Here is a 23,737-nt window from a genome sequence, read left to right on the forward strand (position 1 = left end):
GTCGCTGGCGGTGGTCAATTGCTGACGCAAGACGTAGGAAATGATGAGTACCAGAGTCAGGCTCAGCGCCGCGCAATGTCAGAAAAGTAAAACTTGTCCAGCGTATGCCGCGACTCGGTGTACTCGAACTGCCGACCATCCTGCAAAAACGTCTGGTTGCTGACCACGATCACATGGCTCTGGCCGTCGAGGTCCAGGTGTTGCTGGTCGTCCTTGCTGCGGGGCACCGCTTCGATGGTGCGCTGGGCATAGGCGATTTGCAGTTGCAGGGTCTGCTCGATGAAGGCGTAGATCGAGTGCTCGGCAATGTCCCGGGACAGGCCGGGGATCACGTCGCTGACGAAATGGTTGATGTCCAGGATCACCCGTTTGCCGTCAATCCGCCGTACTCGTTTGATTCGCGTGATCAGGCTGCCGGCTTCAGCCTTGATGTGTTCGATCAATGGACCTTCGAGGGGGATTTGAGTGAACTCGACCACCTCGGTGCTGACGTCGTTACCCAGGCGTGGATACGTTTCCTGAAAGCTGACGATCCCGCCGAGCTGGAATTCGATCGGGTTGGTCGACAGCACGAACGTGCCTTTGCCGTGGACCTTCTGCGCGAAACCGCGCTCCTGCAATTGCTCGATCGCCTTGCGCACGGTGCCGCGACTGGCCTGGTAGCTGTCCATCAGTTCGGTTTCGGAAGGCAACCGGGCGCCGCGTTCCAGACGTTCGGTCGTGATGCTGGCAAGCAGATCGCTGTAGATCTGGTTGTATTTACTCATGGGGATGGCTCTATGCCGCGCTGTACTCAAGGCTTCGAACCTTAAGGGCAGGGTAGGGGTTTGTCCATGCGGCGTTAGGTTTCTTTGACTTTGGAGGTAGGAAACATCGCCACCTGTCGGGTTCAGGATAAACAAAATCAAACTCGTCTGTACGAGTTGTTGCTTTAACTCGTACAGACGAGTACTTTTCGTTTCGGCGTGCTGCCAATAACAAAAAACTACAGCGCAAGGACAATCATGAGCCACGACTATCCGAATATCGCCAGCGAGCTGCTGCAAAGCCTCGGTGGCAGCGACAACCTCGAGCAGGCCGCGCACTGTGTCACACGGCTGCGCCTGGCCCTCAAGGACCCGAGCCTGGTCAACAGCGCCACGCTGAACCAGATTGATCTGGTCAAAGGCTCGTTCTTCACTGGCGACCTGTTCCAGGTGGTCATCGGTCCCGGTGAAGTGGAAAAGGTCTACGCCGAACTGCGTCGTCAAACCGGTCTCGCCGCCTCGACCATCGCCGACGTCAAACAGAAAAGCGTCGAGAAGATCAATCCCATGCAGCGTCTGGTGCGGGTGTTTTCCGACGTCTTCATGCCGATTCTGCCGGCGTTGATCATTGCCGGCCTGCTGATGGGCATCAACAACCTGATCGGCGCCAAGGGCATGTTCATCGAGGGCAAGACCCTGCTGGACGCCTATCCGAAGCTTGACGGGCTCTGGAGCCTGATCAACCTCATGGCCAATACCTCGTTTGTGTTCCTCCCGGCGTTGGTGGGCTGGTCGGCGGCCAAACGCTTTGGCGGCAGCGAAATCCTCGGCATCGTGCTTGGCCTGATGCTGGTGCACCCCGATCTGCTCAATGCCTGGAACTATGGCAAGGCCGTTGCGGGTCTCGACGGGCAGAGCCTGCCGTACTTCGACATCCTCGGTTTGTTCCAGATTGAGAAGGTGGGTTACCAAGGGCAGATCCTGCCGATCCTGATGGCAGCCTACGTGATGAGCGTCATCGAAAAATGGCTGCGGGCGCGGGTGCCTAACGCGGTGCAATTGCTGGTGGTGCCGATCACCACCATCGTTGTGACCGGCGTGCTGGCGCTGGCGGTGATCGGCCCGGTGACCCGTCATCTGGGGATTCTCATCACCGAAGGCGTGGTCATGCTGTTTGACCTGGCGCCGATGGTCGGCGGGGCGATTTTTGGTTTGCTCTACGCGCCACTGGTGATCACCGGCATGCACCACATGTTCCTCGCGGTCGACTTGCAGCTGATCTCCACCCAGGGCGGCACTTTCATCTGGCCGATGATCGTCATGTCCAACCTGGCCCAGGGCAGCGCGGCATTGGCGGTGTTCTACATGACCCGCAACGTGCGGGATAAAAGCATGGCCTCGACCTCGGCGATTTCCGCTTACTTCGGCATCACTGAACCGGCCATGTTCGGGGTCAATCTGCGCTACAAATTTCCGTTTTATGCGGCCCTGATCGGGTCGGCCCTGGGCTGCATTTTCCTGTCGCTGAACAAGGTCCAGGCCTCGGCGATCGGCGTCGGTGGGCTGCCCGGTTTTATCTCGATCATTCCGCAGTTCATTCCGATGTTCGTGATCGGGATGGTGATTGCCATGGTCGTGCCGTTTGTTCTGACCTGTGGGTTGAGCATGAAGATTGTTCGGCCTGGGTATCGGGTTGCCTGATAGATCGCTATCGCGAGCAAGCTCGGCTCCTACAGGGTTACGCATTTCATTGTAGGAGCCGGGCTTGCCCGCGATGAGGCCCTAAGGGCCGCTACAAAACTTATTGAAGGAATAGCGCCATGCAAGACTGGCAACGTTCGGTGATCTACCAGATCTACCCGAAGAGTTTTCACAGCCACGCCGGCAACCCCACGGGTGATTTGCTTGGCGTTGTGGCCAAGCTCGATTACTTGCACTGGCTGGGTGTCGATTGCCTGTGGATCACGCCGTTCCTGCGTTCGCCCCAACGCGACAACGGCTACGACATCAGTGATTACTACGCCATCGACCCGAGTTACGGGACCATGGCCGATTGCGAATTACTGATCGCCGAGGCCGGCAAGCGCGGGATCAAGCTGATGCTCGATATCGTGGTCAACCACACCTCCATCGAGCACACCTGGTTCCAGCAGGCCCGTAGCAGCCTCGACAACCCGTACCGGGATTTCTACATCTGGCGCGACCAGCCGAACAACTGGGAGTCCAAGTTCGGTGGCTCTGCATGGGAGTATGAAGCCCAGACCGGTCAGTACTTCCTGCACCTGTTCGACCACACTCAGGCCGACTTGAACTGGGACAACCCAAAGGTGCGTGCCGAAGTCTTCAAGATGATGCGTTTCTGGCGCGACAAGGGCGTCGGCGGGTTCCGTCTGGATGTGATCAACCTGATCTCCAAACCGGCGGACTTCCCGGAGGACAACACCGACGGTCGACGTTTCTACACCGATGGCCCGAACGTCCACGAGTACTTGCAGCAAATGCACCGTGAAGTGTTCGAAGGTCATGACCTGATCAACGTCGGCGAGATGTCTTCCACCAGTCTGGAGCACTGCATTCGTTACTCGCGACCAGAGTCGAAAGAACTGTCGATGACCTTCAATTTCCATCACCTGAAGGTCGATTACCCGAACCTGCAGAAGTGGATTCGCGCCGACTTCGACTTCCTCGAACTCAAACGCATCCTCTCCGATTGGCAAATCGGCATGCAGGCCGGCGGTGGCTGGAACGCGCTGTTCTGGTGTAACCACGACCAGCCACGGGTGGTCTCGCGTTTTGGTCATGACGGCGAATATCGCGTGCTCTCGGCGAAGATGCTCGGCACGGCATTGCACTTCCTCCAGGGCACGCCGTTCGTGTACCAGGGCGAGGAACTGGGCATGACCAATCCGGGCTTCGATCACATCGATCAGTACCGCGATGTCGAGACGCTGAACATCTTCCGGCTCAAGCGCGAGGCGGGTGCGAGCGATGCCGACAACATGGCGGCGATCATGCAGAAGTCCCGGGACAACGGCCGTACGCCGATGCACTGGAATGCCGAGCCCAACGCGGGTTTCAGCGCTGTCGAGCCGTGGATCGGGGTGCCGGCGAACGCCGGGCAGATCAACGTTGCCGCTCAGCTCGATGACCCGGATTCGGTGCTGCATCACTACCGTCAGTTGATCGCTCTGCGCCGCAGTGAAGCGCTGATGTCCGACGGTGTCTATCGGCAATTGTTGCCCGAGCACACGCAAATCTGGGCGTACGTGCGTGAGGGCAATGGCGAACGCTTGCTGGTGCTGAACAACTTCTACGGCATGCCATGCGAAGTCGAACTGCCAGATCACGTGATCAGCGAAACCATGGCCCAACGTCTGGTCATCAGCAATTACCCGGACTGTCCGACGCGAAATCGGCAGGTCCGCTTACGGCCTTATGAGTCGTTCGTGCTGCATATGACCGACTGACCGACCGCAAAAAAACACCGACTCAAAAAAACACGCAGAACGCTGCGCGGGGGAGTTTTGCGCGCCGATTTTGCTGCTGCACACAATAAAAATAATGGGGTAGCTCTTGAAAACAACAATAAATCGCAGCCTTGCAATGGCGGGCGTGTGCCTGGCCTTGCCTCTTTCGGCCCAGGCGCTGGAGTTCGCCGGTTACTTGCGCAGCGGCGTCGGCACCTCGGTCAACAGCGGTAAACAGCAGTGCTTCCAGCTGCCGGGTGCGCAGACCAAATATCGCTTGGGCAACGAATGCGAGCAGTACGCGGAACTGGAGTTACGCCAGGATCTTTACACCCTGGATGACGGCTCGGTACTGAGCGTCGACGGCATGGCTTCGTTGTACAACCAGTACGACAAGGACCTGACCTTCAACGGTGACAACGGCTCGGTGCGCCTGCCGCAGGCGTATGCGCAGTGGTCGAACATGCCAAGCCTCAACGGCGGCTCGCTGTGGGCCGGCCGGCGTTACTACAAACGGAACGATATTCACATTTCCGACTTCTACTATTGGAACCAGAGCGCCACCGGCGGCGGTATCGAGGACGTGCTGATCGGCGATCTGAAATACAGCTACGCCTTCTCGCGCAAGGACAACCTGTACCAGAAGGACTACATCAACCGCCATGACTTCAACGTTGCCGGCTTCAACACCAACCCCGGCGGTGCGTTGGAATTCGGGCTGAGCTACATCGACAAACCCGACAGCCGCGACGCTCACCGTGGCTGGGCGATCACCACCCAGCATGTGCAGAAGGGCTTTTTGGGCGGCAAGAACAAACTGGCTTTCCAGTACGGCGAAGGTCCCGGCACCGGGTTGGGTTATACCGGTAACGTGAAGCTCGACGACAGCAACAAAAGTTATCGGGTGGTGGAGTTCTTCGACTGGCAGGTGACGCCGCGATTTGGCGGGCAGATCGAGGCGGTTTACCAGAAAGACATTCGCTCCGACGGCAGTGATCAGAACTGGATTTCCCTGGGTGTTCGCCCGACCTATGCGCTCACCGAGCAATTCAAACTGGTGACCGAACTGGGTCACGATCAGGTCGACGCCACGGGCGGCACGCGCAAGCTGAGCAAGTTCACCTTCGCCCCGACCTGGTCGCCCAAGGGGCCGGAATTCTGGGCACGGCCCGAGGTGCGATTGTATTACACCTATGCGAGCTGGAACGAGGCGGCCAAACGGGCCGCCAATGAACAGGCGCAGGGTTCGGCGTTGTCCGACACCGGCGCCTTCGGCACGGCGCGACACGGTTCGAACGTCGGATTGCAGGTCGAGTACTGGTGGAAATAAGCGATGCTGTCGGAGCCTCGCGCTCCATCGGCACTTCAAAGAACAAAACAGCAGGTGATGTCATGGCCACACCCCAACAATTGCAACTGCACGCGCCCCTGTCCGGCGTATTGATGCCACTGGACCTTGTGCCCGATCCGGTGTTTTCCAGCCGCGTGATCGGCGATGGCCTGTGCATCGATCCGACTTCAACGACGTTGTGCGCGCCGCTGGCAGGGGTTGTCAGCAACGTGCAGGCCAGCGGGCATGCGATCAGCATCACCAGCGAAAATGGCGTGCAGGTATTGATGCACATTGGCCTCGACACGGTGAACCTCGCCGGGAAAGGCTTCACGCGGTTGGTGGAGGAGGGCCAGCAGGTTGACGTTGGGCAGTCGCTGATCGAGTTCGATGCCGATTTTGTGGCATTGAATGCCCGCAGTCTGCTGACGTTGATGCTGGTGGTCAGCGGTGAGCCGTTCACTTGGCTGACGCCGGAAACGGGTGTGGTCGACAGTGGCCAGCCGTTACTGAGCTTGAAGCCCATCGAGCAGGCAACGGATGAGCCAGTGCCGGAAGCGGGCGAAGCAGTGTTTTCCAAACCGGTGACACTCGCCAATCCGAACGGTTTGCACGCCCGTCCGGCAGCGGTGTTCGCTCAGGCGGCGAAAGGTTTTTCGGCGAGCATTTACCTGCATAAACAGCAGGCGAGTGCGAACGCGAAATCCCTGGTGGCGATCATGGCGTTGCAGACGGGGCACGGTGACGTTGTGCAAGTCAGCGCGGCCGGCCCGGATGCTGAAGCGGCGATCAAAACACTCGCTGAATTGCTGGCGACTGGATGCGGTGAAGCGGGGGCGGCCTCGGCGCCGATCGAGGCGAAGGCGACCGAGGTTTCATCGCTGACGGTGTTGCGTGGGGTGTGCGCATCGGCCGGGTCGGCGTTTGGCCAAGTGGTGCAGATAGCCGAACAACACCTGGAAGTGAATGAATTCGGCGCCACACCACAGGTTGAACGCGATCATCTGTCCCGCGCCCTGGCCGAGGCGCTGCTGGCCCTGCAACAACTGCGTGATAACGCCATGGGCAGCGCGCAGGCAGAGATCTTCAAGGCCCATCAGGAACTGCTCGAAGACCCGGGTTTGCTGGAGGTGGCTCACGTGCTGATCAACGAAGGCAAAAGTGCCGGGTTCGCCTGGCGCGCGGCCACCGAGTCGGCGGCAACCTTGTTCAAAAGCTTGGGCAATGCCTTGCTGGCGGAGCGGGCGGCGGACCTGGCCGATGTTGGCCAGCGAGTGCTCAAGCTGATCCTCGGCGTACAGGATCAGGCGATGGAGCTGCCGGAAGCGGCGATCTTGATCGCCGAACAACTGACGCCGTCACAGACCGCCGGGCTCGATACCCGCAAGGTACTGGGTTTCGCCACGGTCGGTGGTGGCGCTACCAGCCACGTTGCGATCCTCGCTCGGGCGTCCGGTTTGCCAGCGATCTGCGGGTTGCCCGTTCAGGTGCTGGGGCTGGCCAACGGCACTCAAGTGTTGCTCGACGCCGACAAGGGCGAGCTGCATCTGGACCCGGATCTGGCGGCCATCGAGCAGCTGCAAGCCAATCGTCAGCGCCAGCAGAAACGCCATCAACATGAGTTGGCGCACGCAGCGCTGGCGGCGTGTACCCGCGATGGACACCACTTTGAAGTGACGGCCAACATCGCCTCGCTGGCTGAAGCGGAGCAGGCCATGACGCTGGGCGGAGAAGGCGTCGGACTGTTGCGTTCGGAGTTTCTTTATCTGGATCGCAATCATGCGCCGAGCCATGAAGAGCAGGCCTGCACCTATAGCGCCATCGCCCGCGCCCTGGGGCCGGCGCGCAATCTGGTGGTGCGGACGTTGGATGTCGGCGGCGACAAACCGTTGGCTTACGTGCCGATGGACAGCGAAACCAACCCGTTCCTCGGCATGCGCGGGATTCGTTTGTGTCTGGAGCGCCCGCAGCTGTTGCGCGATCAGCTCAAGGCGATCCTGAGCAGCGCCGGGCTGGCCCGTCTGCACATCATGCTGCCCATGGTCACGCAGCTGTCGGAGTTGCGCCTGGCCCGGGAGATGCTTGAGGAAGAGGCGCTGGCATTGGGCCTCACTGAACGGCCGAAACTGGGGATCATGATCGAAGTGCCGGCAGCGGCGCTGATGGCCGATCTGTTTGCGCCCGAAGTGGATTTCTTCTCGATCGGCACCAACGACCTGACCCAATACACCCTGGCCATGGACCGCGATCACCCGCGCCTGGCCAGTCAGGCCGACAGCTTTCATCCGTCGGTGCTGCGTTTGATTGCCAGCACCGTGAAGGCCGCCCATGCCCACGGCAAATGGGTCGGTGTGTGTGGCGCCATGGCGTCGGAAACGCTAGCGGTGCCGTTGTTGCTGGGACTTGGGGTGGATGAACTGTCGGTGAGCGTGCCGTTAATTCCGGCGATCAAAGCGGCGGTTCGCGAAGTGGATCTGCTGGACTGCCAGGCCATCGCCCAACAAGTGCTGGGCCTGGAAAGCGCCGAGCAAGTGCGCGAGGCGTTGCGGCTGTATCACGAGGCGACGGTCGATACTTCACTGGTACTGGAGAACTGAGCATGTTCGAGAAAATGCAGCGAGCGTTCTGGAAAGCGTTGACCCCGGACCTGGTGGTGGATGAGCCGAAAGTGGTGGCTCAGCCTGTTTCTGGTCTGGCTCCGGATATCGTGGCCGCTCTGGGCGGTGTGGATAACCTCAAGGCGCAGCAGCCGGTGGCGCTGACCCGGGTTCGGGTGGAGTTGCGGGATGTGGGGCGGATGGATCGGCAGGCATTAAATACGGCGGGGGTACCGGGGGTGATGATGTTGGACGGAGGTGTTGTGCATTTGTTGATGGGGTTGGTGATTGCCGGGCGTTAGGTGATCAGATTCAAGAGCCACCCCTCACCCCAGCCCTCTCCCCACGGGGGAGAGGGGGAAAGGGAGCCGATCTTCAAGCTTTTCAAACCTGAGTTCGACTCGATTTTTCAGGTCGATGTAGCTCCAAGAACAACTCGGTCAGTCCCCTCTACCCCCTGGGGAGAGGGTTAGGGTGAGGGGCGGCCTCTGCGGCCATCCGCCGCGTCACCCTTACTGTTTCTCATCCGCAGGTGTATCGTATTCGCCTTTTACAGGCTCCATGCCTGTCGCTGATACGTGAGGTAGTTGAGTTCATGTCCTTTACCCGTCGCCAAATCCTCGGTGGCCTGGCCGGTCTTGTTGTCGTTGGTGTCGGAGCGGGGGGCGCGTCGCGGTACTGGTTGGGCAAGATGGCCGACGCCGACGCGGGCCACGACTACGAGCTGATCGCCGCACCGCTGGACGTTGAACTGGTGGCCGGGCACAAGACCGAAGCCTGGGCGTTCGGCCCGTCGGCGCCGGGCACCGAGTTGCGCGTGCGTCAGGGCGAATGGCTGCGGGTACGTTTCATCAACCACCTGCCGGTTGCCACCACCATTCACTGGCACGGCATTCGCCTGCCGCTGGAAATGGACGGCGTGCCCTACGTCTCGCAGCTTCCAGTGCTGCCAGGCGAATATTTCGACTACAAATTCCGCGTGCCCGACGCCGGCAGCTACTGGTATCACCCGCATGTGAACAGCAGCGAAGAACTCGGTCGCGGGCTGGTCGGCCCGTTGATCATCGAAGAGCGCGAGCCTACCGGCTTCAAGTACGAAAAGACCTTGAGCCTCAAGAGCTGGCACGTCGATGAAGAGGGCGCTTTTGTCGCGTTCAGCATTCCTCGCGAAGCGGCCCGTGGTGGCACGGCGGGGCGCCTGTCGACCATCAACGGTGTCGCGCAAGCGGTGATCGAATTGCCCGCCGGGCAGATCACCCGGGTGCGCCTGCTCAATCTCGATAACACCCTGACCTACCGACTCAACATTCCTGGCGTCGAAGCGCAGATCTACGCGCTGGACGGCAACCCCATCGAACCGCGCCCGTTGGGCAAGGAATACTGGCTCGGCCCGGGCATGCGCATTTGCCTGGCGATCAAGGCACCACCGGCCGGTGAAGAACTGTCCCTGCGCAATGGCCCGGTACGCCTGGGCACGTTCCGTTCGGTGGCGAGCACCGATGCACCGACCGAGTGGCCACCCGCACTGCCCGCCAACCCGGTGGCCGAGCCGGACCTGGCCAATGCCGAGAAACTAAACTTCAATTTCGAATGGGTAGGCTCAGTGTCGGTGAATGTCGATAATGGCAAGCCGCCAAGCCTGTGGCAGATCAACGGCAAGGCCTGGGACATCACCGACAAGACTTGCGCCGACCGCCCGATTGCCAAGCTCGAGAAGGGCAAGAGCTACATTTTCGAATTGAAGAACATGACTCAGTATCAACACCCGATTCACCTGCACGGCATGAGCTTCAAGGTCATCGCCTCGAACCGGCACAAGGTTATTCCGTACTTCACGGACACCTACTTGCTGGGCAAGAACGAGCGCGCGCAAGTGGCGCTGGTGGCGGATAACCCAGGGGTCTGGATGTTTCATTGCCATGTGATCGACCACATGGAAACCGGCCTGATGGCCGCCATCGAGGTGGCCTGATGCGTCAGATACGCCCCGCCGCAATCATCGACCGCAGCCGTGATCGTGACTTCATGCGCGAAGCCCTGGCCTTGGCCGCCCAAGGCGCGGCCCTGGGTGAGGTGCCGGTGGGCGCAGTGCTGGTGCAGGACGGTGAAATCATCGGTCGGGGTTTCAACTGCCCGATCAGCGGCAACGACCCGAGTGCTCATGCCGAGATGGTGGCGATCCGCGCTGCCGCGTTGGCCGCCAGCAATTATCGTCTGCCCGGCAGCACGCTGTACGTGACGCTTGAACCGTGCAGCATGTGCGCCGGGCTGATCGTGCATTCGCGGATTGCACGAGTGGTGTATGGGGCGCTGGAGCCGAAGGCCGGGATTGTGCAGAGTCAGGGGCAGTTTTTTACCCAGGGATTCTTGAATCACCGGGTGCTTTACGAAGGTGGGGTGTTGGCTGAGGAGTGCGGGGCGGTGTTGAGCGAGTTCTTCAAGGCCAGACGCGCCAAACCCACAGAATAAACACCGAATTACTGTGGGAGTGAGCCTGCTCGCGATAGCGGACTAACATCCAACATCTTCGTTGGCTGAAAGGTCCTCATCGCGAGCAGGCTCGCTCCCACAGGTTTATCTCGAGTGTCTGGGGGATTGGGGGTTAACTACGGGCCGGCCCGAAGAGCCAAATCCACAGAATAAACACCGAATTACTGTGGGAGTGAGCCTGCTCGCGATAGCGGACTAACATCCAACATCTTCGTTGGCTGAAAGGTCCTCATCGCGAGCAGGCTCGCTCCCACAGGTTTTTCTGGTGTTTGGGCGATTGGGTTTATTTGCGGGCGACGATGACGGCGCGCATCGGCGCGGGCAAGCCCTCGATGGTCTTGCTGTGATCTTGCGGGTCAAGAAAGTCGCTCAGCGACTGATACTTCATCCACTCCGTCCCGCGCTGTTCCTCGACCGTCGTCACGCTCACATCCACACAGCGAACATCCGTGAACCCGGCGCGGCGCAGCCACAGCTCCAGCGCCGGTACTGACGGCAGGAACCACACGTTACGCATCTGCGCATAACGGTCTTCCGGTACCAGCACCTGCTGCTGATCGCCTTCAATCACCAGCGTCTCCAGCACCAATTCGCCGCCCTTGACCAGGCAATCCTTCAGCGCCAGCAAATGCTCGATCGGCGAGCGGCGGTGATAGAACACCCCCATGGAAAACACCGTGTCGAAGCCTTCCATGTTCGGCGGCAGGTCTTCGAACGGGAACGGCAGGTGCCAGGCATTGGGTTCGGACAGGTAACGCTGCACCGCCTGGAACTGACAGAAGAACAGCCAGTTCGGGTCAACACCAATCACGCTGTCGGCCCCGGCACCGAGCATGCGCCACATGTAATAGCCATTGCCGCAGCCGACATCGAGGATGCGTTTACCCTTCAGATCCAGATGCGGTGCAACCCGCGACCACTTCCAGTCCGAACGCCATTCGGTGTCGACATGCACGCCAAACAGATCGAACGGCCCTTTGCGCCACGGCGACAAACCCATCAGCGCGGTGCGCATTTGCGCACGGGTTTGGTCATCGCAATCGGTGTCCAGCGTCAGGCCGTCAAGCAGATCGACGACACTCGGCTGAATCTTCGGCAAAGCGTCCAGCGCACTTTGCCAACGCTCCAGATCGCCGTGACCTTTTTCCATTTTTTTGTCGAGTTGCGCCTGCAGGGTGTTCGCCCAGTCGGCCAGCGGAGTACCGGCCAGACGGCGGGCGAGGGGGGAGAGATCAATCATGGCAAGGCAATCAACGAGGCAAAGTTAAGACACTGGAACCACGGCACGACTTTCGAGAACCCGGCGGCCAGCAGGCGCTCGCGGTGTTCTTCGAGGCTGTCGGGCTTCATGACGTTTTCGATGGCGCTGCGCTTCTGGGCGATTTCCAGTTCGCTGTAGCCATTGGCGCGTTTGAACGCGACATGCAGGTCTGTGAGCAGCGCCTGTTCTTCGGGGTCGTTGAAGCGCAGCTTCTCCGACAGAATCAGCGCGCCACCGGGCAGCAGCGATTGGCGGATGCGCGAAAGCAAGGCGGTGCGCTGCTCCGGGGCGATGAATTGCAGGGTGAAGTTCAGCGCCACCACCGAGGCTGGCTGGAATTCGAGGGCCAGGATGTCGCCTTCGATCACTTCCACTGGCAGCAACTCCTGGAACATCGAGTCCTGACCGTTGAGGTATTCGCGGCAGCGTTCGACCATTGCCGCCGAGTTATCCACAGCGATGACGCGGCAGCCGTCAGTGCGCACGTGACGGCGCAAGGCCTGGGTCACCGCGCCGAGGGACGAACCGAGGTCGTAAAGCACGCTATTGGGCTGGGCGAACTGCGCGGCAAGTACGCCCAGGTTTTCAACGATGGTCGGATAACCCGGCACCGAGCGCTTGATCATGTCCGGGAACACCCGCACCACGTCCTCGTTAAAGGCGAAGTCAGGCACCTGGGCCAGAGGCTGGGCGAAAAGGCGATCGGATTCTTTGCTCACGGCGGTTCCAGCGGCATAGGTGGAAAAGGCCAGCATTTTAGCCAAATTGACGGGGGGATGCGCGGGTTGTCTGATAAACCGTGAGTGATGCCGGGCGGGGATTCTCAGCAGTGAAGGTCGGGGAGCAGCATGTAGAGAGGAAACGCTAAACGAAAAATGATTGGCCACGTCCCAATACCGAGACGTGGCCATCCATTACTTAGATGTGATTACTGCGGTTTAATCAGCACGATATAGGTAGATTTGCCAGCGACTTTGAGCTCTTCATTCTTATCATTTACCCCTTTGAAATCAAAGTTGATTTGATAGTGCAATTTCTCAGAGCTGCTCTCGACTGCTTCTACCGTGAAAGAACCGATCTTTGGCTTATATACAAAAGAGGTGGTAAGGCCTGGGATGGTTCCCGTTTCAAAGTAATAGACATTTTCGAAGGGGAAGTTTTGATCTGTGACTGAATAGGTGCCGGATTTGATGTTTCTATCAAATATCAGCACCAGACCTTTTTTACTTCTATGCGAGTAGTCTTGTGTATTCGCCCGAGTGACCAGCGCAATTAGATTGCTATTGGGGTCTGCTTCGAATTCGACAATTTGACTATCAAGCTTCACCCTGTTTGAAACTGCGGCTTGAGTTTCCGCACTAACGGTGATAATTGGATCTGCAGAAGCGATTGTGTTATTGCCTTTAAAAAAGCTCATATAATTCTTCCTTGCTTAGATGTGTGATGGGTTAACGCCACGCAAATATAAGTTCGGAAGAAACCCTGATGCTACTGTCAAATGTGACAGTTGTTTATAACGATTGGCAATGAGTAATATTTTTTATGCTATTACGAAAAACAGCTTATTCCGTTCTGACTGCGGTACTTTTCTTGCCAAACGCCGACGCCGCAATCCCCCATTGCCCCAACCAGTAGCTGAGGATGATCACGTAAGGCGCGGCATGAAACGGTGCGACGAATCGATTGATGCCAATCACGCTGTCCGAAAACACAAACGCCAATGCACCGCCAGCCGCCAGCAGCGCCGAGCGTTTGGGCACATCGGTGCCGAGTCGAGCCAGCGCCCGCCAAAGCATGGCGCTGATGGCCAGGCCGTAGACGATCACCGGGATGAGCAGCGGACCCAGCCCATTGGAAATCAAGATCCCCAATAACACCGCGCCGACGCCCAACGCGATGATCAGCGGTAACAGCGCCAACCGCCGGCAATCACTCAAGTAGGCCTTCAGATACGCCAGGTGGGCGACCAGAAACGCCCCAAGACCAAACACAAACAAATCCCCCGGCCATGCCAGCAACACATCGCCGAGCAGGGAGAAAATCAATCCAAGGCTGATCCAGCGCCGATATTCGCTGGGCGCTGCGTCATGCAACCAACCGAGCAGCGCCAATACCGGCAGCGGTTTGACCAGCAGGCAGAGCAACGCCGCATGCACACTGACGCCGTAGAGGAACGTCACCGCGCCCATCAGCGCCAGAATCAGCCAGCCCACGATCAGTTAACCGAGATCGCACAGTCGAACGTTTCCACTGCCGGTACTTCCGGTGCCCATGGCTGTGAGTAGGTCAGACGCAAACGGCCAGTGCCCGCGGCGAAGGACTGGAAGCGCCAGGTGGAGAGGCCGGCGCTGCCGACGATCCCCGCATCTTGCGGGTTGCTGTAGACCTCGGGGCTGAGCGCGCGCAATACGCCACCGGCCGAATCCTGGATCGCCCAGCGGTAACCCGTGGTCGGGTTGCTTGGCAGGGTCAGGATCAGGTTTTGCCCGTTGTGCAATTGCACTGGGCATTCGCTTTGTTTTTCCACGGTCACGTTCTGTTTCGGTTGCGTGGCGCACGCGGCCAGCAAGGAGAGGGCGAGGGGGACAAACAGGCGAGTGGGGGACATAAGGTCAGTGGCTCCGGCATTCACGACGAACGGCGAGCATAACTGAAGATGAGACAAAGTGTGACGGCGTTGCGGGAGATGATCGTTCCCACGCTCTGCGTGGGAATGCCGCCCGGGACGCTCCGCGTCCCTTCACCAGCGTGACGCAGAGCGTCACAGGATGCATTCCCACGCAGAGCGTGGGAATGATCGGTTGCGGGGGTTAGAACAGGATTTTCGCCACATCCGCAAAGCGCTTGGCAAAGTGCACGGTAATCCCTTCCTTCAGATAATCCGGCAATTCCTCAAAGCTGCCGCGGTTAGGCTCGGGCAGGATCAACTCGAAGATCTTCTGCCGCCGCGCCGCAATCACCTTTTCACGCACGCCGCCAATCGGCAGTACATGCCCGGTCAGCGTCAGTTCGCCGGTCATGGCGATGCCTTTTTTCGGTGGCTGGTTTCGGGCGAGCGAAAGCAGGGCGCTGGCCATGGTCACGCCGGCACTCGGGCCGTCTTTCGGGGTGGCGCCTTCCGGGACGTGCAGGTGAACGAAGGCTTCGTCGAAGAACTTCGGATCACCGCCGAACGACTTCAGGTTGGAGCTGACGTAGCTGTAGGCGATTTCCGCCGACTCCTTCATCACATCGCCCAGTTGCCCGGTGAGTTTGAAGCCGCGGTTCAAGGTGTGAATCCGCGTGGCTTCGATCGGCAAGGTCGCGCCGCCCATGCTGGTCCAGGCCAGGCCCGTGATCACGCCAGTCCCCGACAGCACTTGTTCATTACGGAACACCGGATGGCCGAGTGAAGCTTCCAGGTCTTTCGGCCCGAGCTTGATCACCGCTTTCGGATCGTCGATCAGTTTCACAACGGCTTTGCGCACCAGTTTGCCCAGTTGTTTTTCCAACTGTCGCACCCCGGCTTCGCGAGCGTAGCCATCGATCAACGCCTTCAACGCGCTGTCGCTGATCGACAGGCTGCCTTTGGACACACCGGCCTTCTCAAGTTGCTTGGGCCACAGGTGTCGTTTGGCGATGGCGATTTTTTCTTCGGTGATGTAACCCGACAGGCGAATCACTTCCATCCGGTCCAGCAACGGGCCGGGGATCGAGTCCAGGGTGTTGGCGGTGCAGATGAACAGCACTTTCGACAGGTCCAGACGCAAGTCCAGGTAGTGGTCGAGGAATTCGACGTTCTGTTCCGGGTCAAGGGTTTCCAGCAGCGCCGAGGCCGGGTCGCCCTGGTAGCTCTGGCCCATCTTGTCGATCTCGTCGAGCATGATCACCGGGTTCATCACTTCGACATCTTTCAGCGCATGGACGAGTTTGCCCGGCTGCGCGCCGATGTAGGTGCGGCGGTGGCCCTTGATCTCGGCTTCGTCGCGCATGCCGCCGACGCTGAAGCGGTAGAACGGCCGACCGAGGGATTCGGCGATGGATTTGCCGACACTGGTTTTACCAACGCCCGGCGGGCCGACCAGCAGCACGATGGAGCCGCTGATCTCGCCTTTGTAGGCGCCGACCGCGAGGAACTCGAGGATGCGGTCCTTGATGTCGTCGAGGCCGGCATGGTGTTTGTCCAACACCTTGCGTGCGTGCTTGAGGTTGAGTTTGTCCTCGCCGTACACGCCCCACGGCACCGAGGTTGCCCAGTCGAGGTAGTTGCGGGTGACCGCATACTCCGGCGAACCGGTTTCGAGGATCGACAGTTTGTTCATTTCCTCTTCGACGCGTTTTTGCGCCTGAGCCGGAAGAACCTTGCCGGTCAGCCGTTGCTCGAACTGCTCGATGTCGGCGCTGCGGTCGTCTTTGGTCAAACCCAGCTCTTGCTGGATGACCTTGAGTTGCTCCTTGAGGAAGAACTCGCGCTGATGCTCGCCGATCTTGCGGTTAACTTCAGCGGAAATCTCTTTTTGCAGGCGCGCGACTTCGACTTCCTTGCGCAGCATCGGCAGGACTTTTTCCATGCGTTTGAGCATGGGCACGCAGTCGAGCACTTCTTGCAGCTCGCTGCCGGTGGCCGAGGTCAGGGCGGCGGCGAAGTCGGTCAGCGGCGACGGGTCATTGGGGCTGAAGCGATTGAGGTAGTTTTTCAGCTCTTCGCTGTACAGCGGGTTGAGCGGCAGCAGTTCCTTGATCGCGTTGATCAGCGCCATGCCGTAGGCCTTGACCTCGTCGGTCGGCTCAGTGGGCTGGTGCGGGTATTCGACTTCCACCAGGTACGGCGGGCGATGGTGCTTGAGCCAGGTCTTGAGGCGTACGCGGGTCAGGCCCTGGGCGACGAATTGCAGTTTGCCGTTTTCGCGACTGGCGTGATGCACCTTGACCAGCGTGCCGTAGAGCGGCAGGGCCGAGGTGTCGAAATGACGCGGGTCTTCCTGGGGCGTGTCCATGTAGAACAGGGCCAGGGAGTGGTGATCGGATTTGCTTACCAGGTCCAGCGTTTCAGCCCACGGTTCTTCATTGACGATGACCGGCAGCACTTGGGCCGGGAAGAACGGGCGGTTGTGGATCGGGATGATATAGACCTTGTCCGGCAGGTTCTGGCCTGGCAGGGCGAGGCCTTTGCCGGTGGAGTGGTGTTCGGCGTTCTCTGGGTCGGCGTAGTCGCTCGGGTCTTCGGGGAATTCTTGCTGGTCGGTCATGGGGCACCTGCGCAATAGGGTATGGGTCTTAGATGGGGCAGGTGGGGGGTGGTTTCAATGGCTCGGGATATTTCTGGGTGTGTGTTCAGGGTTCGGACAGGTGTGCTTGACTTGGCGGCCGCAAGCTTCAGTTCGAATATTCGCCTGGGAATTTCAGTGGCTTGTGTAATACGTTGGAAGAAGCAAAACAGGTTATCGATTCTCAAGTGGCAGCGGCGCGAGACAGCAATAGGGGCGGGCAAGGATATTAATAGAAAGGCAGGATGTTCAGCTGTGCGTTGTTTTTTTTGAAGGAGCGAGCCTGCGTGGACCGACAGCGTGTCAGGCAACCTCACTGTTGGATGTGAGAAAGCCTTCGCGGGCGGCCTCGCTCCTACAGGGATTTTGGATGTGTAAGTATTGTGTATGCACAAAAAAAGGCGACCCCTCACAGGGTCGCCTTTTCTTTAATCGCCGCTAAAACTAACTAGTAAATAAGTCCGTCATCATTTTTCATGTCGATACCTGCTGCGCCTTCCGGGCATGAAGCGACAGACCACGATAGATATTGTGGTCTGTCCCCGGATTTCTTCCTTCAGTTATCGAGTTAGTTTAATAATAGATAGAGTTTCAATTGCTCCAGGTAATCCGATCAATAATCATCCCACTCATCATTATATTTTCAGTAGCTGTTACTTCAAAATAGTCGCAATGCCTTGACAAATCAAACTCCACTATACCCTTGAATGGGCTAAAAAAATGCTCAATAATCACCGTTCCAAAATTATCAAAAAAAACGACTTTACAAGCATTCGAAGTATAAACATAGTCGTATGTTATCGTGATTTTATTAGGTTTTATAGGTGGTTCGATTCGATGTAAGTTCCCTCTTCCAGCATTGAAAGCCACTGCGCCGTACTCTGTTCCCCACCGAGCAAACTTTGAATCAAAGCCGCTGTCCTCCCACTTTCGGATCGTTAGCGTGAGTCCACTTGCACAGGTGATAGGCGTATTATAAGGTAAAGTTCTAATCGACTCCTTTTCCCAATCTTCAGATCCCGATCCGCGTGCCGTTACGGTCAATGTTCGCTCTGCCGACACCACCCCAGTGCCATACAGCGCCTTGGCTTTGAAACTGTGCAACGCCTCGCTCAGCCCCGAAACCAGCAACGTCCAGACCCCGGTGCTCTTGTCCGCCATGGCTTGACCTTTGGAGGTGGTGCCGTCGAATACTTCGACGTTATGCCCCTTGCTCGCTGTACCGCTTAGGGTCACCGCAGTTTCCACGGTATAGCCGTTGTCAGGAATCTCTTCCCCGCTGGGTGAGCCTTTGACCGAGTCGAGGGTCGGCGCAACAATGGCCACGGCTTTGATCGTGTACGTGCGCACAGGAAAAGTTACCGCCGTGCTTTCATCGGTGCTGCCATCAAAGGTCACCTTGAATTCGACCCGCAGCGTCGAACCGTCCTTCAAGTTGCGTAGTTTGGCCACTGGCGCATGCGGCAGCATGCCATTGGGCAGACCGTCCGTGGGAATCGGGGCCGCGTTGTAGGTCTGGTCGGTAAATGCCGAGCCATCGGCGTTGGTTCCCGAATAGCGGAGCCAGAGTTTCTGGCCTAGAGCGATAAACGGCCATTTCGCGATCCGCGTCCGCGCCCCGTCGAGCAGTGTGCTGATATTCAGCTCATTACCCACGGCGCCATCGATAACCGGCGTCGGCAACGCACCATCCTCGTTGGGGATGGCCTGCACGGCCAGGTTCAGTGGTTGCGAGGGGGGATAGGCTGTGCCGTTGCGAGTCACCGTGTAGGTCACCGTTACCGCTTTGCCCAAGTTGAAGGCCACCACACTGGTGGGGATCGGGATCTCCCGACCGATGTTGCTGATCGGGGCCGGTGTGGTGGTGTGTGAACCGTCGGCCGGGGTGCCGGCGGCGCCGGTCCAGGTCACGCTCAACTGGTCGGAAGGCAGCAGATCGCCCTGAGGCACGACCACGGTCAGGCTGTCCCTGGCCGCAATCGGGTTCAGCCTGTCGCCCGGGGCTTCTTTCACGCTCGGCGGTTTTAGCTCCAGCTGCGCACGCACCCACAGATCCCGCTTGAACGAATGCCCCAAGGTCACACCGTCGCGAGTGATGACGTAATCGATGCTCAGGGTGCCATCCAGATTGTTCGTCACGTACTGTTTGGGCACGGTGAACTTCACCGCCTTGCCGGCCGTTTGTGAGGTCAGGTCCACATAATTGCTGGTGCCGATGGCCGAACCCCGCCAGTGATAGGTCACCCGGTCCTTGTCCCGGGTTCCGAGAAACGGCATGACCAGCGTGGCCCCGGTAGACGGGACTTTTACCGGGTCCAACACGTCGCTGCCGGCCTCGACCTCTTCGACTTCCGGCCGAGGGAATTGCGGGAGCGCCACCCCCACCTGCATGAGGTAATGCTCCGATTCACGCACGCTGCGCAGGGCCACATCGTCGTTGGCCACCTTGTAATAGACGTTCACCTTCAGCCCATTGAACTCCCGGATCACGCTATTGCTCACGCTGCGCTGGATAGGCTGGTTCTCCGGCAGGTTGCCGGCCGGCCGCGCGTCTTCGTGATAGGGCGGTTCGCCACCGGGGCGAGGGGCTTCCCAGATCAGGGTCACCAGGTCGCTGTTCTGGCGGCCAGGGTAATAAGGAATATTCACCGTTGCCCAGGGCTCGTTCGGGTTGAGGATGGCGTCCGGGGCCTCGTCCACGCTGGGCGGCCGCAATGGGCTGATCTTGCCCTCGACACTGACGCTGGTGTTTTTCGAGGGGCGGTCCGCCACGCCTTGGCTTTTCAGCACATAGGACACGCTGGCCCGACCTTTGGCGATGGCCCTGACCTTGGCGTTGGGGATGCTGAATGTCACCGCGACCCCGACCCGACTGACCGGTCGCTCGATCGGCCCTTCGATGACCGGCGCGCCTTCGGCGGGCGTGCCGATCCAGGTCATGACGATGGTGTCGTTGACCTTGAAGTGCCCCCCCGTGGTATTGACCAGCACCGTCACGTCGGCATCACCCAGGGTCTCAAGGTCGATCACGTGAGTGCCGGGATCCGCCTCCAGCACCAGCGGTGCATCGAGCCGATTGCCCCCCAGATCGACCAGGATGTAGCTGATCGCCGACCAGGGCGAACGCTCGTCCGGGTAGTTGCCGACTTCATCCACCACCTGATAGGCCACGGCCACCCCGGCGCTGTCGCCGGCGAATTCAATCATGGCTTTGTCGAGGGTGATGATCAGCGGGTAAGTGACCGGATCTTTTGCCTGATCCTCGGTGACGGTGACGATTTTTGTTGCACTGCCCCAGGCGAGGCGCACACGGTCGTTTTTTCTCATGAAGGGGTAAGGCAGGATCGTGATCGGTACACCGGCTTCGGCCTCCCCCGGGCCCACGCCATTGTCGATGATCGCTTGCGGGATCCGGTACTTGAGGTGCGAATGGCCGGGGGTCGCCTGGTCCTCATCGTAGCCGCCGGGGCGATCGAGTTTGACCAGCAGCTTGAGCAGCGGCTGCGAGTCCTCCGGCTGCGGCTGGCTCCTGCGCTTCACGCGGTAGAACACCGGGTAGGCGTCACCGCGCACGATATGCCCGGCGTCGAGGGTCCCCCGCACCGGCTTGTCCACCTCGTCGGTTTCGATGGTTTTTGTCCAGACCGACTCCAGTGTGCTGCCCCAGAACATCTCAACGTGGTCATCGACGTCCATGTTCAACCAAGGGGCGATGACAAACCGCAAACCACCTTCGACCGCCCGGACCGGAATGCCACCGTGGTAACCCTCAACCGGTGTGGTCCACTCAGTCAGGCTCGGCTGGTAGAGCGCCAGAGGGGCAAGGTCCTGAAGTTCGGCATCGGTCAGTTGGGTGGTCATTGGGAACTCTCCATCGTTGAAAGACTTCGCAGGCCTTCGATTGCCGGGCGATGGAGGTATCACACAGGTTTTGCGGGGGACTGGCTACTGTCATAAATAACAGGTAGACGTGGTTTCCAGACGAACGGCAAGGACCTGCGGGTGTTCAAATCGACTCGTAAAGCCCAAAAGTCGCAGGCTCCGCCAGGTAATCATTCGCAAAAAAAGGCGACTCCCCAAACAGGAGTCGCCTTTTACTTTGCTGCCGCTAAAACTTACTCGGACAGTTTGTACGCAATCACATAGTCACCTTGCTTGGTGCCCAGCGACCCATGACCACCTGCAACAACAAGCACGTATTGCTTGCCGTCCTTGCCGGTGTAGGTCATCGGCGTGGTTTGCGCGCCGGCTGGCAGGCGGCCTTCCCACAGTTGCTTGCCGTTTTTCACGTCGTAGGCGCGCAGGTACTGGTCGAGGGTGCCGCTCAGGAAGGCCACGCCACCGGCAGTGGTGAAGGTGCCGCCCAGGCTAGGCACGCCCATGCTCAGCGGGATCGGAACCGGCGAGCTGTCGCGCACGGTGCCGTTTTTGTGTTTCCAGATGATTTTGCTGGTGGTCAGGTCGACCGCTGTCACGTAACCCCAGGCCGGTGCCTGGCACGGCAGGCCCAATGGCGAGAGCAGAGGTTCGAGGATGACGCCGTAGGGCGCGCCTTTGTTCGGCTGCACGCCTTCGGTTTCGCTTTTACGCGGGCCTTGGGCAGCGATTTCGGCGGCCGGGATCAGTTTCGATTTGAACGCCATGTAGTCCGGGTTCATGAAAGCGATCTGACGCACCGGGTCAACCGAGATGCCGCCCCAGTCGAACACGCCGAAGTTGCCTGGATACACGATCGAACCTTGCAGCGATGGCGGCGTGAACGGGCCGTCGTAGCGCATGGATTTGAAGCCGATCCGGCAGATCAGTTGGTCGAACGGTGTCACGCCCCACATGTCGCGTTCTTTCAGCGGCGGCGGCATCAGGTTCAGGTCGGATTTCGGTTGGGTTGGCGAAGTGTGATCACCTTCGACAGCGCCTTGAGGCACCGGCACTTCGTTGATCGGTACGATCGCTTTACCGGTGCTGCGGTCCAGCACGTAGATGCTGCCTTGCTTGGTGGACGCGAGTACCGCTGGCTTCACGCCGTCAGCGGTTTTCAGGTCCATCAGGGTTGGCTGGCCGCCGACGTCCATGTCCCAAAGGTCATGGTGGGTGAACTGGAAGTGCCAGCGCACTTTACCGGTGGCGATGTCGAGGGCGGTCAGGCCGGCGGCGTGCAATTCCGATTCAGGGGTGCGCGCACCACCGAACTGGTCCGGGGTCTGGTTGCCCATCGGCAGGTAAAGCATGCCGAGTTTTTCGTCGACCGCGAACATGGACCACATGTTCGGCGAGTTGCGGGTGTAGATCTTGCCTTCGGCAATCGGCGTGGTGTCGTCCGGGTTGCCACTGTCCCAGTTCCACACCAGTTTGCCGCTGTGCACGTCGAACGCGCGGATCACGCCGCTAGGCTCGTCGGTGGAGACGTTGTCGGTGACGTGGCCGCCAATCACTACCAGGTCTTTAGTGACCGCTGGAGGCGAGGTGGAGTAGTAACCGCCCGCCGTGAAGCCGCCGATGTTGGCGCGCAGATCAACCTGGCCCTTGTCGCCGAAGTCTTCGCACATCTTGCCGGTGTCGGCGTCGAGGGCGATCAGGCGGGTGTCGGCAGTCGGCAGGAAGATCCGGCGTGGGCAGACGCTGCTGACCGGCGCAGGGTTGGCGGTGCCGGTCGGGCTTTGTTCGGACGCATAAACGGCGTCATCGTGATAGGTCACGCCACGGCAGGTCATGTGTGCCCAACCCTTGAAGTTCGCCGCGTTTTGCGTGGAGAGCTTCGGATCGAAACGCCAGATTTCCTTGCCGGTGTCCGGGTCCAGCGCGATCACCTGGCTGTGCGGCGTGCAGACATAGAGCATGCCGTTGACTTTCAGCGGGGTGTTTTCAGCCGTGGTTTCACCCGGGTCGTTCGGCCCTGGCAGGTCGCCGGTGCGGAAGGTCCAGGCCGGAACGAGTTTGTTCGCGTTCTGCGGGGTGATCTGGGTCAGTGGCGAGTAACGATCGCCATGGGCGCTGCGGCCGTAGGAGTTCCAGTCACCGTCGGGCATGGCCGGGGCGGTGTTGGTCATGCCCGGCACGCTGTCGCGGTCCAGTTGGCCTTTGATTTCACCCGGGTGGGTGAACAGGCTGGCCAGCGCGGCGATACCAGTGATGACCACGGCAGCGCTCAGTACGCCGGTGCCGACCGGATTGAATTCACCACTGCGCAACGGGCGACGAAACCACGGCAGCAGCATGACGACCCCGAGGGTAAAGAGCAGCGCCAGACGTGGCACCAGTTGCCACCAGTCCAGGCCGACTTCCCACAGTGCCCAGACCGTACTGGCGAACAACACCACGGCGTACAGACTCAGCGCTGCATAACGGTCGGCAATCAGCAGCACGCCGGTCAGCGCCAGGCCGATACCGGCCAGCAGGTAATACAGCGAGCCGCCGAGCATGCTCAGCTTGATCCCCCCGGCCAGCATGGCCAGGCCCATTAGCAGAAGCAGGATACCGAGCAGGCTCGGCAGCAGACGGCTTCGACTCAAAGCACCATCAGTGCTCATAGTGTGGTTCTCCGTGACGTTTTAAGTAGTCCCGCGCAAGTTCACTGTAGATGATGATCCGGTGCGGGCAGGG

16 protein-coding genes are annotated in these 23,737 nt (G+C 59.5%); 7 read left to right on the plus strand and 9 right to left on the minus strand.

Annotation, left to right across the window (positions count from 1 at the left end):
* Window positions 1-62: 62 nt before the first annotated feature.
* Window positions 63-767 carry a trehalose operon repressor gene (treR, locus tag IB252_RS22120; protein WP_076028522.1) on the minus strand — a complete coding sequence of 235 codons (705 nt, stop codon included), beginning with the start codon at window positions 765-767 and terminating at the stop codon, window positions 63-65.
* 237 nt (window positions 768-1,004) lie between these two features.
* On the opposite strand from treR, the gene treP reads away from it, so the two are divergent.
* From treP to tadA, 7 genes are all read left to right on the plus strand, one after another.
* Window positions 1,005-2,447, plus strand: a complete 1,443-nt coding sequence (gene treP / locus IB252_RS22125) for a PTS system trehalose-specific EIIBC component (RefSeq protein WP_192410247.1) — start codon at window positions 1,005-1,007, stop codon at window positions 2,445-2,447.
* A gap of 119 nt (window positions 2,448-2,566) precedes the next feature.
* Window positions 2,567-4,213: an alpha,alpha-phosphotrehalase gene (gene treC, locus IB252_RS22130; protein WP_192410248.1), complete on the plus strand. Its 1,647-nt coding sequence runs from the start codon at window positions 2,567-2,569 to the stop codon at window positions 4,211-4,213.
* A 106-nt stretch (window positions 4,214-4,319) separates the two neighbouring features.
* Window positions 4,320-5,543 (plus strand): maltoporin, encoded by a 1,224-nt coding sequence (locus IB252_RS22135; protein WP_192410249.1) that lies wholly within the window; start codon window positions 4,320-4,322, stop codon window positions 5,541-5,543.
* A gap of 62 nt (window positions 5,544-5,605) precedes the next feature.
* Entirely contained in the window at window positions 5,606-8,140 is a 2,535-nt protein-coding gene (gene ptsP / locus IB252_RS22140) for a phosphoenolpyruvate--protein phosphotransferase (RefSeq protein ID WP_192410250.1), read from the plus strand.
* 2 nt (window positions 8,141-8,142) lie between these two features.
* Window positions 8,143-8,442 carry a PTS transporter subunit EIIB gene (locus tag IB252_RS22145; protein ID WP_192410251.1) on the plus strand — a complete coding sequence of 100 codons (300 nt, stop codon included), beginning with the start codon at window positions 8,143-8,145 and terminating at the stop codon, window positions 8,440-8,442.
* Between the two features lie 293 nt (window positions 8,443-8,735).
* On the plus strand, window positions 8,736-10,112 hold the full coding sequence (locus IB252_RS22150; protein WP_192410252.1) for a multicopper oxidase family protein: 1,377 nt from the start codon (window positions 8,736-8,738) through the stop codon (window positions 10,110-10,112).
* A complete protein-coding gene (gene tadA / locus IB252_RS22155) occupies window positions 10,112-10,609 on the plus strand; it encodes a tRNA adenosine(34) deaminase TadA (RefSeq protein ID WP_192410253.1) in 498 nt (165 codons plus the stop codon). Before IB252_RS22150 ends, tadA begins: the two co-directional genes overlap by 1 nt.
* A 304-nt stretch (window positions 10,610-10,913) precedes the next feature.
* Here tadA and cmoB read toward each other — a convergent pair whose 3' ends face one another.
* The 8 genes from cmoB to IB252_RS22195 all read right to left on the minus strand — a co-directional run bounded on the left by cmoB (window position 10,914) and on the right by IB252_RS22195 (window position 23,664).
* Window positions 10,914-11,870, minus strand: a complete 957-nt coding sequence (gene cmoB, locus IB252_RS22160) for a tRNA 5-methoxyuridine(34)/uridine 5-oxyacetic acid(34) synthase CmoB (protein WP_192410254.1) — start codon at window positions 11,868-11,870, stop codon at window positions 10,914-10,916.
* Entirely contained in the window at window positions 11,867-12,646 is a 780-nt protein-coding gene (gene cmoA, locus IB252_RS22165) for a carboxy-S-adenosyl-L-methionine synthase CmoA (RefSeq protein WP_192410255.1), read from the minus strand. The genes cmoB and cmoA overlap by 4 nt, the downstream gene beginning before the upstream one ends.
* A 173-nt stretch (window positions 12,647-12,819) precedes the next feature.
* Window positions 12,820-13,308, minus strand: coding sequence for a hypothetical protein (locus tag IB252_RS22170; protein ID WP_192410256.1), 489 nt, complete (start codon window positions 13,306-13,308; stop codon window positions 12,820-12,822).
* 145 nt (window positions 13,309-13,453) lie between these two features.
* Window positions 13,454-14,104 carry a lysoplasmalogenase gene (locus IB252_RS22175; protein ID WP_192410257.1) on the minus strand — a complete coding sequence of 217 codons (651 nt, stop codon included), beginning with the start codon at window positions 14,102-14,104 and terminating at the stop codon, window positions 13,454-13,456.
* Window positions 14,105-14,106: 2 nt separating this feature from the next.
* On the minus strand, window positions 14,107-14,499 hold the full coding sequence (locus IB252_RS22180) for a protease inhibitor I42 family protein (protein WP_111450258.1): 393 nt from the start codon (window positions 14,497-14,499) through the stop codon (window positions 14,107-14,109).
* Window positions 14,500-14,701: 202 nt separating this feature from the next.
* Window positions 14,702-17,119, minus strand: a complete 2,418-nt coding sequence (gene lon, locus IB252_RS22185) for an endopeptidase La (RefSeq protein ID WP_192410258.1) — start codon at window positions 17,117-17,119, stop codon at window positions 14,702-14,704.
* A gap of 609 nt (window positions 17,120-17,728) precedes the next feature.
* Complete coding sequence (locus tag IB252_RS22190; RefSeq protein WP_192410259.1) at window positions 17,729-20,998, minus strand: hypothetical protein; 3,270 nt, start codon at window positions 20,996-20,998, stop codon at window positions 17,729-17,731.
* Window positions 20,999-21,252: 254 nt separating this feature from the next.
* Window positions 21,253-23,664: a glucose/quinate/shikimate family membrane-bound PQQ-dependent dehydrogenase gene (locus IB252_RS22195; RefSeq protein WP_192410260.1), complete on the minus strand. Its 2,412-nt coding sequence runs from the start codon at window positions 23,662-23,664 to the stop codon at window positions 21,253-21,255.
* Window positions 23,665-23,737 lie beyond the last annotated feature (73 nt).

Source organism: Pseudomonas sp. PDM10, from assembly GCF_014852295.1.
GTDB lineage: Bacteria > Pseudomonadota > Gammaproteobacteria > Pseudomonadales > Pseudomonadaceae > Aquipseudomonas.

Bases quoted from the DNA above. Each gene is read 5' to 3' on its own strand.
- treR (WP_076028522.1), bottom strand. From the start codon at position 767: ATGAGTAAATACAACCAGATCTACAGCGATCTGCTTGCCAGCATCACG.
- treP (WP_192410247.1), top strand. From the start codon at position 1,005: ATGAGCCACGACTATCCGAATATCGCCAGCGAGCTGCTGCAAAGCCTC.
- treC (WP_192410248.1), top strand. From the start codon at position 2,567: ATGCAAGACTGGCAACGTTCGGTGATCTACCAGATCTACCCGAAGAGT.
- ptsP (WP_192410250.1), top strand. From the start codon at position 5,606: ATGGCCACACCCCAACAATTGCAACTGCACGCGCCCCTGTCCGGCGTA.
- IB252_RS22145 (WP_192410251.1), top strand. From the start codon at position 8,143: ATGTTCGAGAAAATGCAGCGAGCGTTCTGGAAAGCGTTGACCCCGGAC.
- IB252_RS22150 (WP_192410252.1), top strand. From the start codon at position 8,736: ATGTCCTTTACCCGTCGCCAAATCCTCGGTGGCCTGGCCGGTCTTGTT.
- tadA (WP_192410253.1), top strand. From the start codon at position 10,112: ATGCGTCAGATACGCCCCGCCGCAATCATCGACCGCAGCCGTGATCGT.
- cmoB (WP_192410254.1), bottom strand. From the start codon at position 11,870: ATGATTGATCTCTCCCCCCTCGCCCGCCGTCTGGCCGGTACTCCGCTG.
- cmoA (WP_192410255.1), bottom strand. From the start codon at position 12,646: ATGCTGGCCTTTTCCACCTATGCCGCTGGAACCGCCGTGAGCAAAGAA.
- IB252_RS22170 (WP_192410256.1), bottom strand. From the start codon at position 13,308: ATGAGCTTTTTTAAAGGCAATAACACAATCGCTTCTGCAGATCCAATT.
- IB252_RS22180 (WP_111450258.1), bottom strand. From the start codon at position 14,499: ATGTCCCCCACTCGCCTGTTTGTCCCCCTCGCCCTCTCCTTGCTGGCC.
- lon (WP_192410258.1), bottom strand. From the start codon at position 17,119: ATGACCGACCAGCAAGAATTCCCCGAAGACCCGAGCGACTACGCCGAC.
- IB252_RS22190 (WP_192410259.1), bottom strand. From the start codon at position 20,998: ATGACCACCCAACTGACCGATGCCGAACTTCAGGACCTTGCCCCTCTG.
- IB252_RS22195 (WP_192410260.1), bottom strand. From the start codon at position 23,664: ATGAGCACTGATGGTGCTTTGAGTCGAAGCCGTCTGCTGCCGAGCCTG.